Genomic DNA, 17247 nt, shown 5'->3' with positions numbered 1-17247 from the left:
AAAACTATTTTCTTATTTTAATAGATTGTAAATGATATGATTTATGTCGATACAATTAGATACTATAAAAAACTCTAAAATACTTATTGGTTTATACCATTATAAGGCACATCATCTAGTGTTTTGGTTTGTTTATCATTATATGTGGTGGGCAATTGGTATTGGCAGTGCTAAAGAAGCTGCTTATAACATTTTTTTTTCGCCATATAATGTAAAATTTTTGTTCTATTTTATTTTTCAAGCTGCAGCTGTATATTTTAATTTATACTACTTGATACCTAAGTTTTTAGAGAAAAGAAAATACTTCACATACCTCTCCTTTTTTAGTTTAACCATATTAATTACCGTATTAATCATTACTGCTGGTTATTTTGTTGCAGCTTATGTTTCTGATACTACCCTTACTGAATTATTTGGTGAGCAAACCTTTGTTTCTCTATTAAAATCAGGTCCTTTATCTTCTACACTGGCTAGTATGACATTGGCGATGAGTATAAAATTGACTAAAAAATGGATTAAATCGCAGCAACAGCAACAGTTATTAGAAAAAGAAAAAATAGAAACAGAGCTTAAATTTTTGAAATCTCAATTTAATCCTCATTTCTTATTTAACACTATCAATTCCATTTTTGTTTTAATTCATAAAAACCCGGATATGGCCTCAGAATCATTAGCCAGCTTTTCAGATCTTATGCGGTATCAATTATATGAATGTAATGAAGCCAAAATTCCTCTAGAAAAAGAGATTGATTATCTTCATAATTTTATTAATCTTGGGAAACTTCGTCTTGACCAAACAGTAAAAGTGACTACTTCGATCAAAGATCAAATGTACGGTGATTGGTCTATAGCACCCTTTATTCTAATGCCATTTGTAGAAAATGCTTTTAAACACGTTTCTCAAGGTATAGATCAAAAAAACTGGATTGATATAAAACTTCATAATACAGAAAATGAAATCATATTTGAAATAACAAACTCTATTAATTCCTATGATAATTATACAACGGAAGATCTTATGAAAAATAATGGAATTGGATTAAAAAATGTACAAAGAAGATTAGATTTAATCTATAAAGATCAATATGATCTTGATACTAAAAACACTAAAGAATTGTATCGAATAGCACTTAAATTAAAGTTGAACTCACACTCTGTTTCTTCTGAAGATGTAATTACATCTATGGCGACATTACAATCTTAAAAAAGATAATTATGGTTTTAAAATGTATTGTAATTGATGATGAACCACTGGCAAGAGAATGTATAACAAATTACATTAATGAAGTAGATTTTTTAGAGTTACAAGGAACTTGTAGTAACCCTTTGGAAATTACTAAAATTAAAAATGCTCACGAAGTAGAGTTACTTTTTTTAGATATTCAGATGCCTAGAATGAATGGAATAGAATTTTTAAAATCTATGAAGTCTAAACCTTTGGTAATAATCACAACTGCTTTTCCTAACTATGCTTTAGAAGGTTTTGATTTAGATGTAATTGACTATTTGCTAAAGCCGATCACCTTTACTCGTTTTTTTAAAGCGGTATGTAAAGTAAAAGAGCAATACATTCTCTTACAAAATAACACTAATATAAACTCTAACAAAGAAAATAAAACCGCCAATTATGTTTTCATAAAATGTGATAGCAGTTATAAGAAAATATACTTTGACGATATTCTGTTTATTAAGGCTATGCAAAACTATGTAGCATTCCATACATCTGACGGAAAAAAGCACCTCTCATTAATCCCCCTAAAAGAAGTAGCAAAACAACTTAATTCTGAAATGTTTATGCAAGTTCATAAGTCATTTATTATACATATTCATAAAATTGAAGCTATCGAAACAGAAGGAATATCCATAAAATCTCATCATATTCCATTAGGTCGAAATTATAAAGAAGCTATTATGAAAAAGATAGTAAATGATAAAATTTTAAAAAGATAATCACATTCTAACCTTGCAAAAAGGCTGCTAACTGAATAGTTAGCAGCCTTTTATTAACACTAATATTGAATATTAGATTCTAAAAAACTAAATTCTTGGTAAGTCTCCATCCCCTTTAAGAGGTAAATTAGAACTTCCCATAAGATATGTATCTATATGATATGCCGCTTGTCTACCTTCTGCGATAGCCCAAACAATTAATGATTGTCCTCTTCGCGTATCACCCGCTGCAAAAACACCTTTTACGTTGGTAGCATAATTTTCTTCTGTAGCTTTTATATTTGTTCTTGCATCCATATCAATACCTAATTGTTCTGCAATTGTAGGTTCTGAACCAGTAAACCCTAATGCCAATAAAGCTAACTCACATTTCCATTCTTTTTCTGTATCTGGAATCTCTTTTAAAGTAAAACGACCATTCTCTTTTACCCATTCAACTTCAGATGTTATTAAACCTCTAAGATTACCATTTTCATCTCCCAAAAATTCTTTTGTAGAAATACTCCAATTACGTTCCACTCCTTCTTGATGTGAAGAACTCGTTCGTAATCTCATTGGCCAAAAAGGCCATGGTTGATTAGCAGGGCGTTCAACAGTACCTTTACCCATGATTTCAAAATTAGTCACAGATGTTGCACCATGTCGTACAGAAGTTCCAATACAATCTGATCCTGTATCTCCACCTCCGATTACGATTACATCTTTATCCGTTGCAAGAATTTCTTCGCCTAAATCTTTAATCCCATCGACTCTACGATTGTTTTGTGGAAGAAAATCCATAGCCTGAACCACTCCTTTTAGATCAGCTCCTTTTACCGGTAACTTACGTCTTACTGTAGCACCTGTACATAATACTACAGCATCAAAATCAGCTTTTAGTTGATCCGCTTTAACATCTTTACCTATATGTGTATTTGTTTTAAAAACAATACCTTCTTCTTCTAAAACAGCAACTCTTCGATCGATTACATTTTTTTCCATCTTAAAGTCAGGAATCCCATATCGTAACAATCCTCCTACCTTTTCATCTCTTTCGAAAACAGTTACTAAATGTCCAGCTCTATTTAACTGTTGGGCAGTAGCCAATCCAGCAGGTCCAGAACCTATAACTGCGACTGTCTTTCCTGTTCTCTCTTTAGGTAGATTCGCTTTTACCCATCCATTTTTAAAAGCTTCTTCTACTATATTTTTTTCAATATTTTCTATCGTTACAGGATCTTCATTAATCCCTAGAACACAAGCTTCTTCGCAAGGTGCTGGACATAATCTACCCGTAAATTCTGGAAAGTTATTAGTCGAATGTAATATCCGAGCTGCCTTTTCCCATTTACCACGATATACAGCATCATTAAAATCAGGTATTAGGTTTCCTAATGGACATCCACTATGACAAAAAGGGATTCCGCAATCCATGCATCTTGCACCTTGATTTTTAAGCTTACTTTCCTCCATTGGCACAGTAAACTCCTTATATCCTTTTATACGATCTTTAACAGGCTGGTACTGTTCAATCTCTCTTTCAAATTCTAAAAATCCAGTTATCTTTCCCATGTCTATTATCGTTTATGCTTGTGCTAATTTTTCTTCTTCTAATCTTTTTAAAGCCTGCTTGTATTCCTCTGGGAAGATCTTAATGAATTTTGGTAATTCGCTCTCCCAATTCTCGAGAATTCTCTGTGCTAAAGGACTTAGTGTTGCATTATAGTGTGATTCAATTAAGTTTTTAAGTTCTATCACATCTTCTGGTATTTCTACAGGATCCAAGTTTAGCGCTTCTTTATTACAATGCGCTTCGAATGTCTTTTTATCATCATATATATATGCAATACCTCCAGACATCCCTGCGCCAAAGTTTCTTCCTACTTCACCAAGGATAACGGCAACTCCACCAGTCATATATTCACATCCATGATCTCCAATACCTTCTACAACAGCTCTGGCACCTGAGTTACGAACACAAAAACGTTCTCCAGCCTTACCATTAATAAATACTTCTCCATCTGTTGCTCCATATAATGTGACATTTCCTGTAATTACATTGTTTTCTGGAACGAGTGTTGCTTCATCTGGAACTTTAATAATTAACTTAGCTCCAGAAAGTCCTTTCCCTAAGTAGTCATTTGTGTTTCCATTTACGATCATTGTTAATCCCTTGGTTGCAAAAGCTCCAAAACTTTGTCCAGCTGCACCTGTGAAATTTAATTTCAGTGTACTTTCTGGTAATCCTTGTGCTCCATAAATTTTAGAAATTTCATTACTAAGAATAGCGCCTACTGCTCTATCAGTATTTGTAATATCAAAGTCTAAAGTGGTCTTTTCTTTTCTAAACAACGCTTGATGCGCCTGTTCTATAATTTCAAAATCTATAGATTTTCCTAATCCATGATCTTGTATTTCGGAATTGTATATACCTACTCCTTCTGAAGCTTCTACCTGATGTAATATTGGTGAAAGATCAACTCCTGCAGTTTTATAATGTTCGATAGCTTGCTTACGATCTAATTTATGTACTTGTCCGACCATTTCATTAATCGTTCGGAAACCAAGCTGAGCCATAATTTCTCTTAGTTCTTGAGCTACGAAATACATGTAATTTACTACGTGTTCTGGTTTTCCTTTAAACTTTTTACGCAATGCAGGGTTTTGAGTTGCTATACCTACAGGACAAGTGTTTAAATGACAAACACGCATCATAATACATCCAGAAGCTACTAAAGGAGCTGTGGCAAATCCAAATTCTTCTGCCCCTAACAGACAAGCTACTGCTACATCTCTTCCTGTTTTTAATTGTCCATCACACTCTAATACAATACGACTACGTAGATTATTCCCTACTAAAGTCTGTTGTGCTTCGGCTATTCCTAATTCCCAAGGCAATCCAGCATGCTTTAATGATGTTAATGGTGATGCTCCCGTTCCTCCATCAAATCCAGATATTAATACTACGTCTGCCTTTGCCTTTGCTACTCCTGCTGCAACAGTTCCTACTCCTACTTCCGAAACTAATTTCACATTAATTCTAGCATCTCTATTAGCTGATTTTAAGTCATAAATTAACTGAGATAAATCTTCAATAGAATATATATCGTGATGTGGTGGTGGTGAAATTAATCCAACATACGGAGTAGAGTTACGAGTTTTAGCAATCTCAGGGTTTACTTTTGGACCTGGTAATTGCCCCCCTTCTCCTGGTTTAGCTCCTTGAGCCATTTTTATCTGTATCTCTGCAGCATTGGTTAAATAATTCGAAGAAACACCAAATCTACCTGAAGCAACTTGCTTGATAGCGCTATTTTTCCAATCTCCATTTACATCTTTATAAAAACGTAGTGGATTCTCTCCTCCTTCTCCCGAATTACTTTTCCCACCGATACGATTCATAGCAACAGCCAAGTTTTCATGTGCTTCTTGACTTATTGACCCATAGGACATCGCTCCTGTTTTAAAGCGTTTTACAATTTCTGTCCAAGGCTCTACCTCATCTAGTGGAATTGGATCATAGTTAGAGAATTCTAATAATCCTCGAATGGTCATTAAACTTTTAGACTGCTCATTAATTAAACTTGCATATTCTTTATAAGTTTTAGGATCATTATCTCTTACTGATTTCTGAAGTTTAGCTACAGAAAGCGGATTAAACTGGTGTTTTTCACCATTTCGTCTCCATCTATATTGTCCCCCAATTTCTAAATCTAAATCAGCATCTACTTCTCTTTCTATGTATGCTCTTTTATGACGTTTAGCAATTTCCTTTTCGATTTCGTACAATCCAATTCCTTGAATTCTAGTAGCAGTATTTGGAAAATATTTATCTACCACTTTAGTATTAATACCGATACATTCGAAAAGTTGAGAACTACGGTACGAATTTAAGGTAGAGATACCGATTTTATTCATCACTTTCAATACGCCTTTACCTACAGCCTTATTGTAATTATTAACCGCTTCTTCTGCAGCTAACTCTGTAATATTATTGTCTTCAATTTGTTCCTTGATAATTTCATTTACCATATAAGGATTTATAGCACTGGCCCCATATCCAAATAATAAAGCAAAGTGATGTACCTCTCTTGGTTCTGCAGATTCTATTATGATACTTACTTGAGAACGTTTCCCTAATTTCTGTAGACCACTATTTACAAAAGAACAAGCTAATAATGCCGGAATCGGTGCTCGATGCTTACTTATATTTCTATCAGAAAGTATTATAATATTACTTCCATCATCAATTGCCTCAGATACCTTTTGTAAAGTAGCTTCTAAAGCATCTTCTAACCCATTAAGCCCTCTATTAATATTATACAACATAGAAACAGAAGTTGCTTTAAAGCCTTTATCTGAATATGTTTTGATCTTATCTAAATCTTCTTTAGAAATTACGGGATTCTGAATCTTTAGTTTATTGCAATGCTTTTCATCAATATTAAAAATATTATGATCTGCTCCTAGTGTTAAACTAATATCTGTAATCAGTTCTTCTCGAATCCCGTCTAAAGGAGGGTTGGTTACCTGTGCAAATAACTGTTTAAAGTAATTGTAAATTAATTGCGACCTCTGCGAAAGTACAGCTATTGGTGTATCTGATCCCATAGAACCAATTGGTTCCTTTGCTAATTGACTCATCGGAACGATAATCGTATCAATATCTTCCTGAGTATATCCGAATACTTCTTTACGTTTACCAATAGTTTCTTCACCCAAAAACAAAGGGCAATCATTATATGCAATGTCTTTTAAGTGCACTAGATTATTATCCAACCATTCTCTATATGGATGTTTCGAGGCTATTTCTTCCTTTATTTCTTCATCATTAATAATTCTACCTTCATCCATATTTACCAAAAACATCTTACCAGGCTCTAATCTCCCATGAAACTCTAAATTGCTTGGTTCTATATCTACTACACCAGTTTCAGAAGACATAATTACATATCCATCTTTAGTAACGGTATAACGAGAAGGTCTTAATCCATTTCTATCCAATACTGCTCCAATATAATTACCATCAGTAAACGGGATAGATGCTGGGCCATCCCAAGGCTCCATTGCACATGAATTATATTCATAAAATGCCTTTTTAGCTTCAGACATTTCTGAGTTCTTCTCCCAAGCTTCTGGCACCATCATCATCATAACTTCTGGAAGCGATCGTCCAGTCATCAATAACAACTCTACAACCATATCCATAGATGCAGAGTCTGATTTTCCTTTAAGAACTACTGGTAGTATCTTTTTTATATCATCTCCAAACCAATCACTGGCTAATAATTCCTCTCTAGAGCGCATTCTGGTTACATTTCCTCTTAAAGTATTAATCTCTCCATTATGACACATATATCGGAATGGTTGTGCTAAATCCCAGGTAGGAAATGTATTTGTAGAAAAACGTTGGTGTACCAAGGCTAACCTAGTTACCACTTTTGGATCCATAAGATCTGTATAGTACAATTTAATATCTTCTGGCATTAATAAACCTTTAAATATTAAAGTCTTTGTAGATAAGCTTGGTAAATAAAAGAACTTATTCTCTGACAGTTTAGAACTGTATATTTCATGTTCTGTAACCTTACGAGCAGTAAATAACTTTAAATTAAAGTCAAAATAGCTCTGCTCCCTATCACTTTTGCCAATAAAAATTTGTTTAATCGAAGGTTCTGTAGTTGCTGCTATTTCTCCTAAATGTACTGTATCAACAGGTACGTCTCTCCATCCCAAAAGAACAAGACCTTGATCGGTGATATTTTTTTCAAAAGTATCAATACAGTATTGTCTTTGATTTTCTTTTTTAGGTAAAAACACATTACTTACAGCATATTCTCCAGACTCAGGTAAATTAAATGAACAATTTTCTATAAAGAAATCATGTGGTATATCTATCAGTATTCCCGCTCCATCTCCTGTTTTTCCATCAGAGCTTACAGCTCCACGATGTTCTAATTTTTCAAGAATTTCTAGTGCCTTATGAATAATATCATTAGACTTTTTCCCTTCCAAGCTACAAATAAATCCGGCACCACATGCGTCGTGTTCGAATTCTGGCAGATACATTCCTTGTTTCTTCATATTATTTCCGATCTAAAGTGTTTCAAGTTGTTGAAATTAACAAAACCTTAAGGAAGGAGAAAGAAAAACCACTTATCGAACACCACTTTTTGGAGCTCAATAAAAAAAGTACTATTTAACTAATAGAATCCTAAAATAAGGACTTCAAATTACGAATTTAATAACGCGATTTTTGGTAAAAAACACCAAATAACATAGGGGTTTACAGCATTATAAGGCCAATAGGTACTAAAGAAAACGTTTTCGTAAAAAACAAAAACACCTAACTGCGAAATCCTCATTTATTTCTTCAAAAAATACACACCCCCAATTTTTTAGGGGGTAAATATTTTAAAATGATAAAAATACCTTGATTACCCTTCAAAATTTTGAGGCTAAAGAGTAATTCACATATTTTTGACATAGATTTAACATTAATTTTAACTTTTTAGTCTTTATGAAGAAAATAGAAGCAATCATCAGAAGATCAAAATACCGTGTTGTAAAAGAAGCTTTACACGAAAAAGGTATCACATTCTTTTCTTATTGGGATGTTACTGGTGTGGGTAATGAGAAACAAGGACACGTATATCGTGGAATCTCGTATAGCACCACAGATATCCAGAGACGTTTTTTATCTATCGTGGTAAACGATGAATTTGAAGAAGCAGCCGTATCGGCAATTCTTGAAGCTGGTAAAACAGGAGAAGTCGGAGATGGAAAGGTATTTGTATCCGATATCAAAGAAGCATACAGAATTCGTACTTCTGAAAAAGGAGGTTCTACACTATCCTAACCACCACACACACACAAATTACCAACTGAAAACAAAAAATAACTTTTAATAGTCAATTATATAATGGAAATGTTAACTATAAACAACGTATGGATGATGGTGTGTACAGCACTAGTCTTTTTCATGCATTTGGGTTTCTCTTTTTTAGAAATTGGATTAACTCGTCAAAAAAACACAATTAATATTCTTTTCAAAAATGTATTCATCATCTGTGTAGGTTTATTATTATACTGCCTAGTAGGATTCAATTTAATGTATCCAGGATTTGGAGAAGGTGCAGCAGGATTTATTGGATTTGCTGGATTTGGATTGAGTTCTCCTGTTGTAGAAGGAGCTTTAGACTTAACATATAATGAAGGGTATACATACTGGACTGATTTCTTATTCCAAGGAATGTTTGCTGCTACTGCAGCTACTATAGTTTCTGGAGCTGTTGCAGAACGTATAAAGCTAGGAGCTTTTATGATTTTTACCATAATATACGTAGGTGTTGTATATCCAATTGTAGGTTCTTGGCAATGGGGAGGTGGGTTCTTATCATCATTCCAGATTGGTGAAGCTGAAGGTTTTTATGATTTTGCCGGTTCTACCTTAGTTCATTCTGTAGGAGGATGGGCTGCTTTGGTAGCTGTATGGTTATTAGGGTCTAGAATTGGTAAATTCGGTTCTGATGGTAAACCTAAAGCTATACCAGGACATAACATCCCGTTAGCTGCTGCCGGTGTTTTAATTCTATGGTTAGGATGGTTTGGATTTAATGGCGGTTCTGTACTTTCTGCAGATGCTGCTGGAACATCTCTTACCCTAGTAACTACATCTCTTGCTGCTGCTGCCGGTGGAGTTGTTGCATTTTTAGTTTCTACATTATTATACAAGAACTACGACTTAACAATGTTCTTAAATGGTATTCTAGGTGGACTAGTAGGAATTACAGCTGGTGCTGATCAAATGACACCAACAGATGCTGTATTAATTGGAGCTATTGCTGGTGCTATCATAGTATTTGGTGTAGCATTGATTGACAAATTAAAGCTAGATGATCCTGTAGGAGCTATTGCTGTTCACTTAATCTGTGGTATTTGGGGAACATTAGCTGTTGGAATTTTTGGAGCAAAAGCAGGTTTTGACCAATTCTTAGTACAAGGAGTTGGAGTATTAGCTGCTGGTGGATTTTGTGTAGCTACCTCATTTATTATCATATTTGCATTAAAGAAAACTATCGGTATTAGAGTTTCTGAAAAAGAAGAAATTGATGGTCTTGACGGTCATGAACACGGAATGGATGCTTATCCAGATTTTAGATTAAATCAACACTAGAATTTAATTCAACTTATATATTTATAAAAAGGGTCGATTTACAATCGACCCTTTTTCTTATTCATTATTTTATAATGTCCATGGATAACGGATATGATGGCTCTTCTCCGTTACTAGCTTTAATTGCATTTATTATAGGAAATACTAAGCATAAAATACCTATAACAATTAATCCTAGAATTCCTACTCCAAATAATAGTATTAACGGTATACAAACAATTGCATAAATAAACATACTTATCTGAAAATTCATAATTGATTTTCCGTGATTATCCATTGCTAATACTTGTTCTCTTTGTGTAAGCCATAATATTAATGGTACTACAAACCCTCCGAACCCGGTTACAAGGTCTAATAATTGTGATAAATGGGTAATGACTAGTAATGATCTGTCTTGTCTCATGATTTCTTTTATTTTTGGTTGATGATTGCTTTACAGAATTGCTAATTTAATTAGCAACCTATGCATATATGACGAAATATTGAGCGAAACGTTACAGTTACATCTATGTATAAGAGAAAAAATTACAAAAAAAGCACCCTAAAAACCTAGGGCGCTTCTCTATTTTAGTAACTAAATTTAATTCTATATCATTTATTAATTGATTATTAGTTTTTGTGTTATAGATTCTCCGTCGCTCTCTATTCGAATTAAATAAATACCTAATCCTAATGATAAATTCTTAGCAGAAATCGTGTTTGCTCCTGGTTGAAGTTCTATCTCAGCTTGTTTTTGACCTAGAATAGAAAATACTGTCGCATTTGCTTTTTTAACAAACGGATTAAGATATATCGAAAAATTATTCGTCGCTGGATTCGGTGCAATTCTTACGTCATTAAATATACCTTCTGGTTCATCTCCTAAAATCGCTTCAGCAGATTCCAAATCAGCGATTAGACTTTCTGCATTAGCTGATTGTCCACAAGAACCTTCATAAATTTTAACATCAGAAAAAGTAGAGTTGTTACCACTACCCGCGTCATTATCATTTATAAATACTAACCTGTCCATATTTCCGGTATAAAAATTACCTACAGGAATCACATAAGTTGTAGATCCACTGCTGTAATTATCAAAATTAGTCACACCATAATTCTGGGTTCCATGAACTTTAAAATATCTGCTAGAGGTCAGCGTATTATCATCTTCAAAACCAACTCCGTGGATTTCTCCTTGACTACTACTACTAAAAGTAAACTCAATAACCGTATTAGCTGTTACATTATAATTAAAAGGAATAAATTTCCAAGTATTATTAGTCATTGATATCGATGCTCCTCCATTACCTATAGAAAAGTTCCCTGCAGAATCTTGGTTAGAAAAACCTGTAATTGCATAATCATTAAAATTTAATGAATCACAAGTCGGCGGTGGTGGTGTATTACCATTAGTTATGCTTAGGTCATCAATTGTAATATCTCCTTGCCAGCTAGTACCTGTAACTACATTTAATCGTAATTGTACACTAGAATTACCCGCATATGCAGAAAGATCTACGCTTGCAGCATTCCAATCAGCACCTTGATCTCCAGATCTAGTAAATACACTACTCCAGTTCCCAGTATTATTAGTTCTAGCTTCAACATTTAATGTTCCTACCGCATTTCCGGTCATATGATATTGAAAGCTTATTGTTGGAGAAGACACGCCATTAAAATTTAAACAAGGAGCATTTAAGATTGCTTGTTTATTTGGATATCCAGTTCCATTACCTGAAGCTTCTACATAAATGTAAGAATTACCATCTACTGCTCCACTAGGTCCTGTTCCATTAGAAGGAGTACCTCCTGAATTTACAGTCCAATTAATATCATCATTAGATGATTGTGACCAAGCACCGATAGATCCTTCAAAACTTTCGCTGTAAGGGAAAGATGAAACATTCCCTGAACACTCATCTGTTGGAGGTGGCGGCGGTGTCCCTAACCCCATTGCATCCCAAAAAGCAGGAATCGTAGCTCTTTCTCCGGAATTAGATCCTCCAGATCCAGAACATCCTCCATATGCATGCACTCCAACAGCATTACCCGTTGCTGTATCTATAATTGGGCTACCAGAGTTACCTCCTGTAGTATCTGTTCTATATCTTACAAAAGTATTTGTCGAAGAGCTTAATGGTCCAGTGTGAATTTGTTGTGTTTGATTATCAATTCCTGTATCTGTTCCGAAACCAGTTATTGTGATATTAGCTCCAGGCGCATCCTGTGTCACATTGTATGATGCTCCTTGCCCTTGAATTGGCGTTTGACCTGTTTGAGAATTCGCAAAACCATCAAAAACTGCCCAGTCATTTGCCTGACTCGGACTATTTGGATATGGTGATACAAAATTTCCTATTGGATATTGATCTTCTGGTCCAGGATGTACTATCGTTCTATCAGGATTTGATTTTGGTACATTAAATTCGATTATCTCAGCTCTACTACCCACACAGTGACCAGCAGTTACTAATTTACCATTTGTGATAATCCAACCTGTACATCCTATTGGAACAATTCTTCCAATAGCATCATCCGCAGAATCCACCCTATCATCGCTAGATCCGCATTGTGATTTTACAGTAGGATCAAGTTCCCCAACACTTAATTCCGAAATATTAATTCCTACTGATGAATCGTTTGCAGCTACCGATAATGTAACTGTAACTGCATCTCCGTTAAAATAAGCACTAGAGTTATTCCAGTCCTTTATAGTTTTGGATGTTAAGGTCTGAGTTGCTCCATCTAGTTTTGAAGTAATAGTAATTGTACTATTATTACCCAAATTTACGTCCTTAAAAAACAGACGTAGCCAAGTAGCTCCTGTTTCTGAAACTTCTTCGGTAATCACTTGTGAGTTATTCTTACCCACAACTCCATCTGATTTTAAGGTTAAATTATAAGGAGTTTCATGTCTTGCTAAACTCTGCGTCTGAGCATAATTGACAAATGGAATTAGCATAAATACTACGCAGACGGCAGCAATAATTTTGTGTTTTAATAGTAGTTTCCTATTATTAAATGAGTTTGTGCTGTGAAAATTCATAAAAATAAAAGTTTTAGTATATAGAAATTAAATTTAGTTACTAAATCAATTTTGTTTAAGGTTAGTTACTCCTTAAACATATACTCCATATAAATGCATTTAAAAACTATTAAATTACATCTACTTTATTTCCCTTTATTTTTTGTCTTAGAAATCTATTAAAATTTCAACCCCAGCAATAAAAGTAAGGAAGAAAATTTTGTCTACAAAAAAGTTTGAAGTCTAAAATGAAATGTAAGATTATATTATGTCTATTTTTGTACTTTCTATTAGTAAAATATGATTTCACAAGATACCATAGTTGCTTTAGCTACTCCAGCAGGAGCTGGTGCTATAGCAGTGATTAGAGTTTCGGGAAAAGATGCAATTAGTATTTGCGCTCCCCTATTTCGTTCTATTAAAGGAAAAGATCTAAATAAACAAAAAAGTCATACAATACATCTAGGTCATATTATTGATAATGAGCGTATATTAGATGAAGTATTACTCTCTTTGTTTAAAGGAACGACTTCTTATACAGGAGAACCTACTGTAGAAATATCATGTCATGGGTCAAGCTACATCCAACAAGAAATTATTCAGTTATTACTTCGTAAAGGATGTAGAATCGCTAACGCCGGAGAATTTACATTAAGAGCATTTATTAATGGTAAATTAGATTTATCACAAGCAGAAGCAGTGGCAGATCTTATCGCTTCTGATTCTGAAGCTTCTCATCAGATTGCTATGCAACAAATGCGTGGTGGTTTTAGTAATGAAATTCAAAAACTGCGGGATGAGCTTCTCAATTTTGCATCATTAATAGAACTAGAACTTGATTTTTCCGAGGAAGATGTAGAGTTCGCTAATAGATCGCAGTTTCAGGATCTAATCTCTCGGATCACCAAAGTTCTAAAGCGACTAATTGATTCTTTTGCTGTTGGAAATGTAATTAAAAATGGTATTCCGGTTGCAATTGTGGGAGAACCTAACGTTGGTAAATCTACGCTATTGAATGCTTTATTGAATGAAGAGCGGGCTATTGTTTCGGATATTGCTGGGACAACGCGTGATACCATTGAGGATGAAATTAACATAGGGGGTATTGGATTTAGATTTATCGATACTGCTGGTATTAGAGACACTAAGGATATCGTAGAAAGTATAGGAATAAAGAAGACTTTCGAAAAGATTGAGCAAGCACAGGTGGTTATTTATTTGATTGACAGTTCTGCATTAACCGTTGATAGTTTAAAGTTATTAAAAACTGAAATCGGTAAGATCAAAAACAAATATCCGCAGAAACCATTAATTGTTGTAGCTAACAAAGTAGATAAACTTAGTGAATCCGAGATTTCATCATTAACTTCAGAGATCGAGAATATACACCTGTTGTCCGCCAAACAAAATATTGGAGTTGAAGAATTACAAAGTAAACTCTTAGATTTTGTAAATACAGGAGCTTTAAGAAATGACGAAACTATTGTGACCAATTCTCGTCATTATGATGCTTTATTAAAAGCTTTAGAAGAAATTCAAAAAGTACAATACGGTATTGACAATGGTTTATCTGGAGATTTAATGGCGATTGATATTCGTCAGGCATTATATCATTTTGGTGAGATTACCGGTGAGATTACTTCTGATGATTTGCTTGGTAATATTTTTGCTAATTTTTGTATTGGGAAGTAGTTTAGATAATACTTCTCAACTCTGCTTTGTTATATGATTATTTATTTAAACTTATAATGCAATAAACTTAAATACAAAAAGTAGATCACCTCATTGTATTATCCATAATTATTCTGAAATAATTATTGTATTTTCATTCTATGAATGCAACAAGCTATACTCAAGGTATTTTACAATATATTCCTTTCTTTTATGTAATCTGGTCAGACGATTTATTATCCTACTCGGAAATTTCTGTTGTAAAGACAGCAATCCAAGGAGATGAAACATTAGGCAAGGAGGACAGAGGTGTTCTTACAAGTTGGTTAAACCCTAATGACCCACCTAAAGATCAAGAGCTAAAAAACTGGAAAAAAACAATAACAAATTCTTCCATTAAACTAGTAGAAAGTGAAGTGCATCCACTGGCAACATTCAGCCAAAATTTAGTTTGTTATTATCAGTCAGCATGTCCTTTTAATACACATTTAAAAGATATAGAAATAAACCTTGGTATTCAGCCCAACCACTACAGGCATTTATTTGATTTAGAAGTAGTCCAAGAAACATCGGCTGAACATTATGAAGCTTCTGCTATTGACCAGATTCTAAAGGGCGAGCACACCGATGTGGTTGATGCTTTTAGAGAAGTTCTTAAAGATCCAATTTTTGATTGGGATATCAGGAGAACCAAAGAAGAATTTAGAGAACACGTATTACAACAAGTAAAATTCTTAGCCAAAGAAGGATATGGAGCTATGGCGTATCCAGAAACCTATGGCGGCACCGAAGATATGCCTGGATATGCAGCTATTTTTGAAAATCTAATGTATGTAGATGGAAGTTTAGCGATAAAGTTTGGGGTTCAGTTTGGTCTTTTTGGAGGAAGTATTCAAAAATTAGGCACAAAAAAACATCATGATCAATACCTAGCAGATACCGGAAAAACAAAACTATTAGGATGTTTTGCCATGACCGAAACTGGACATGGTTCTAATGTAAGAGGTATTAAAACTACTGCAACATATCATAAAGAAACAGATAGTATAATTATACATACGCCAGGACAAAACGATAATAAAGAATATATAGGTAATGCCTTAGATTCTAAGATGGCATCAGTTTTTGCCCAATTAATTGTTAATGGTAAGAACGAAGGAGTACATGCTATTCTGGTTCCGATAAGAAATAAACAACACGAATTAATGCCTGGAGTCACTATTGAGGATAATGGTTATAAATTAGGACTTAACGGAGTAGACAACGGAAAGATATGGTTTCATCAAGTGCACGTTCCCAGAGAGAACTTATTAAACAAATATGGAGATATTGATGCAAATGGCTCATATCATTCTGATATCAAAAATCCAAACAAACGTTTCTTTACGATGTTAGGCACATTAGTTGGAGGTAGAATATGTGTAGCTCGCGCTGGACTAGGCGGAGCTAAAAAAGCCCTAGCAATCGCTGTTAGGCATGCTTTAAAAAGAAGGCAATTTAATGATAGTATAAAAATCCAAGAGGATCTCCTTATGGATTACCCCACACATCAATTACGCCTCACACCGGCTGTAGCAACTTGTTATGTATATGATATTACATTAACGCATATGATGAAAATCTACAGTGACAAATCAGTAATAGATAAACGAAAAATTGAAACTCAGGCAGCTGGACTTAAATCCATAATTACCTGGTTTGCAAATGATACGATACAAGAATGTAGAGAAGCCTGTGGTGGAAAGGGATATTTAATAGAGAATCAAATTGCTGACCTAAAAGGCGATGTAGATATCTTCACCACTTTTGAAGGAGATAACCATGTATTACTATTATTAGCGGCAAAGGGTATATTATCAGAGTTTAAATCTGAATTTAACAGTGCCGGTTTTACGGCTGTGCTAAAATTACTGGGAGCTAGACTTAATGATAAATTAAGTACTATAAATCCTGCTTATACTAACAATGTAGACAAGGATCATCTGTATAATCCTAAATTCCACAAACATGCATTTGATTATCGAACCAGAAGACTTACGTATACCTTAGCAATGCGAATTCGTAATTATGTAAAAAAAGGAATTCCCTCGTATCAAGCTTTTCTAAAAGTTCAAACACATTTATTATCCCTAGGAAAAGCATATAGCACTGAATTGGCATATAGCACTTTTACAAGTTTTGTAGATACCATAGAAGATAAAAAATATCAACAGTTGTTTCAGAAAATAGGTACTTTGTATGCATTACACGAATTAAGAAAAGATGCATCCTGGTATTTAGAACAAGGATATATTGGTAGTGCAAAATCAAAAGCAATTCGAAACCGTGTAGAGCGGCTTTCTACAGAATTAAGACCGCATATAAAAACATTAGTTGATGGATACGGAATTCCAGAGCATTGTATGAGTGCTCCAATAGCAATCTAAAAATAAAAAACCAGTAAATAAACAATTCATTTACTGGTTTT

At 34.0% G+C, this 17247-nt stretch carries 10 protein-coding genes; 6 read left to right on the top strand and 4 right to left on the bottom strand.

What is annotated here, in order from left to right; translation table 11 throughout:
• Positions 1-43 precede the first annotated feature (43 nt).
• Together D1815_RS01845 and D1815_RS01840 are read left to right on the top strand one after the other, a co-directional pair.
• Positions 44-1204 carry a sensor histidine kinase gene (locus D1815_RS01845; protein WP_118385702.1) on the top strand — a complete coding sequence of 387 codons (1161 nt, stop codon included), beginning with the start codon at positions 44-46 and terminating at the stop codon, positions 1202-1204.
• Positions 1205-1215: 11 nt separating this feature from the next.
• Positions 1216-1950, top strand: a complete 735-nt coding sequence (locus D1815_RS01840) for a LytTR family DNA-binding domain-containing protein (protein WP_118385701.1) — start codon at positions 1216-1218, stop codon at positions 1948-1950.
• Between the two features lie 87 nt (positions 1951-2037).
• Here D1815_RS01840 and D1815_RS01835 read toward each other — a convergent pair whose 3' ends face one another.
• Together D1815_RS01835 and gltB are read right to left on the bottom strand one after the other, a co-directional pair.
• Positions 2038-3501, bottom strand: a complete 1464-nt coding sequence (locus D1815_RS01835; RefSeq protein ID WP_118385700.1) for a glutamate synthase subunit beta — start codon at positions 3499-3501, stop codon at positions 2038-2040.
• Positions 3502-3513: 12 nt separating this feature from the next.
• Positions 3514-8013, bottom strand: coding sequence for a glutamate synthase large subunit (gltB, locus tag D1815_RS01830; protein ID WP_118385699.1), 4500 nt, complete (start codon positions 8011-8013; stop codon positions 3514-3516).
• Between the two features lie 436 nt (positions 8014-8449).
• Here gltB and D1815_RS01825 point away from each other — a divergent pair, with 436 nt between their 5' ends.
• Both D1815_RS01825 and D1815_RS01820 read left to right on the top strand, forming a co-directional pair.
• Positions 8450-8788, top strand: coding sequence for a P-II family nitrogen regulator (locus D1815_RS01825; RefSeq protein ID WP_027391878.1), 339 nt, complete (start codon positions 8450-8452; stop codon positions 8786-8788).
• A gap of 63 nt (positions 8789-8851) precedes the next feature.
• Positions 8852-10105, top strand: a complete 1254-nt coding sequence (locus D1815_RS01820; RefSeq protein WP_118385698.1) for an ammonium transporter — start codon at positions 8852-8854, stop codon at positions 10103-10105.
• A 64-nt stretch (positions 10106-10169) separates the two neighbouring features.
• Here D1815_RS01820 and D1815_RS01815 read toward each other — a convergent pair whose 3' ends face one another.
• Together D1815_RS01815 and D1815_RS01810 are read right to left on the bottom strand one after the other, a co-directional pair.
• Positions 10170-10508: a DUF4870 domain-containing protein gene (locus D1815_RS01815; RefSeq protein ID WP_027391880.1), complete on the bottom strand. Its 339-nt coding sequence runs from the start codon at positions 10506-10508 to the stop codon at positions 10170-10172.
• 195 nt (positions 10509-10703) lie between these two features.
• A complete protein-coding gene (locus D1815_RS01810) occupies positions 10704-13130 on the bottom strand; it encodes a T9SS type A sorting domain-containing protein (protein ID WP_118385697.1) in 2427 nt (808 codons plus the stop codon).
• A gap of 279 nt (positions 13131-13409) precedes the next feature.
• On the opposite strand from D1815_RS01810, the gene mnmE reads away from it, so the two are divergent.
• Together mnmE and D1815_RS01800 are read left to right on the top strand one after the other, a co-directional pair.
• Positions 13410-14801 (top strand): tRNA uridine-5-carboxymethylaminomethyl(34) synthesis GTPase MnmE, encoded by a 1392-nt coding sequence (gene mnmE, locus D1815_RS01805; RefSeq protein ID WP_118385696.1) that lies wholly within the window; start codon positions 13410-13412, stop codon positions 14799-14801.
• A 140-nt stretch (positions 14802-14941) separates the two neighbouring features.
• Positions 14942-17206 carry an acyl-CoA dehydrogenase gene (locus D1815_RS01800; RefSeq protein WP_118385695.1) on the top strand — a complete coding sequence of 755 codons (2265 nt, stop codon included), beginning with the start codon at positions 14942-14944 and terminating at the stop codon, positions 17204-17206.
• Positions 17207-17247: the final 41 nt, after the last annotated feature.

The sequence above is a fragment of the Aquimarina sp. AD1 genome, assembly GCF_003443695.1.
GTDB lineage: Bacteria > Bacteroidota > Bacteroidia > Flavobacteriales > Flavobacteriaceae > Aquimarina > Aquimarina latercula.
The sequence above is the reverse complement of the archived record's forward strand: the minus strand, read 5'-3'. Positions and strand labels throughout refer to the sequence as shown.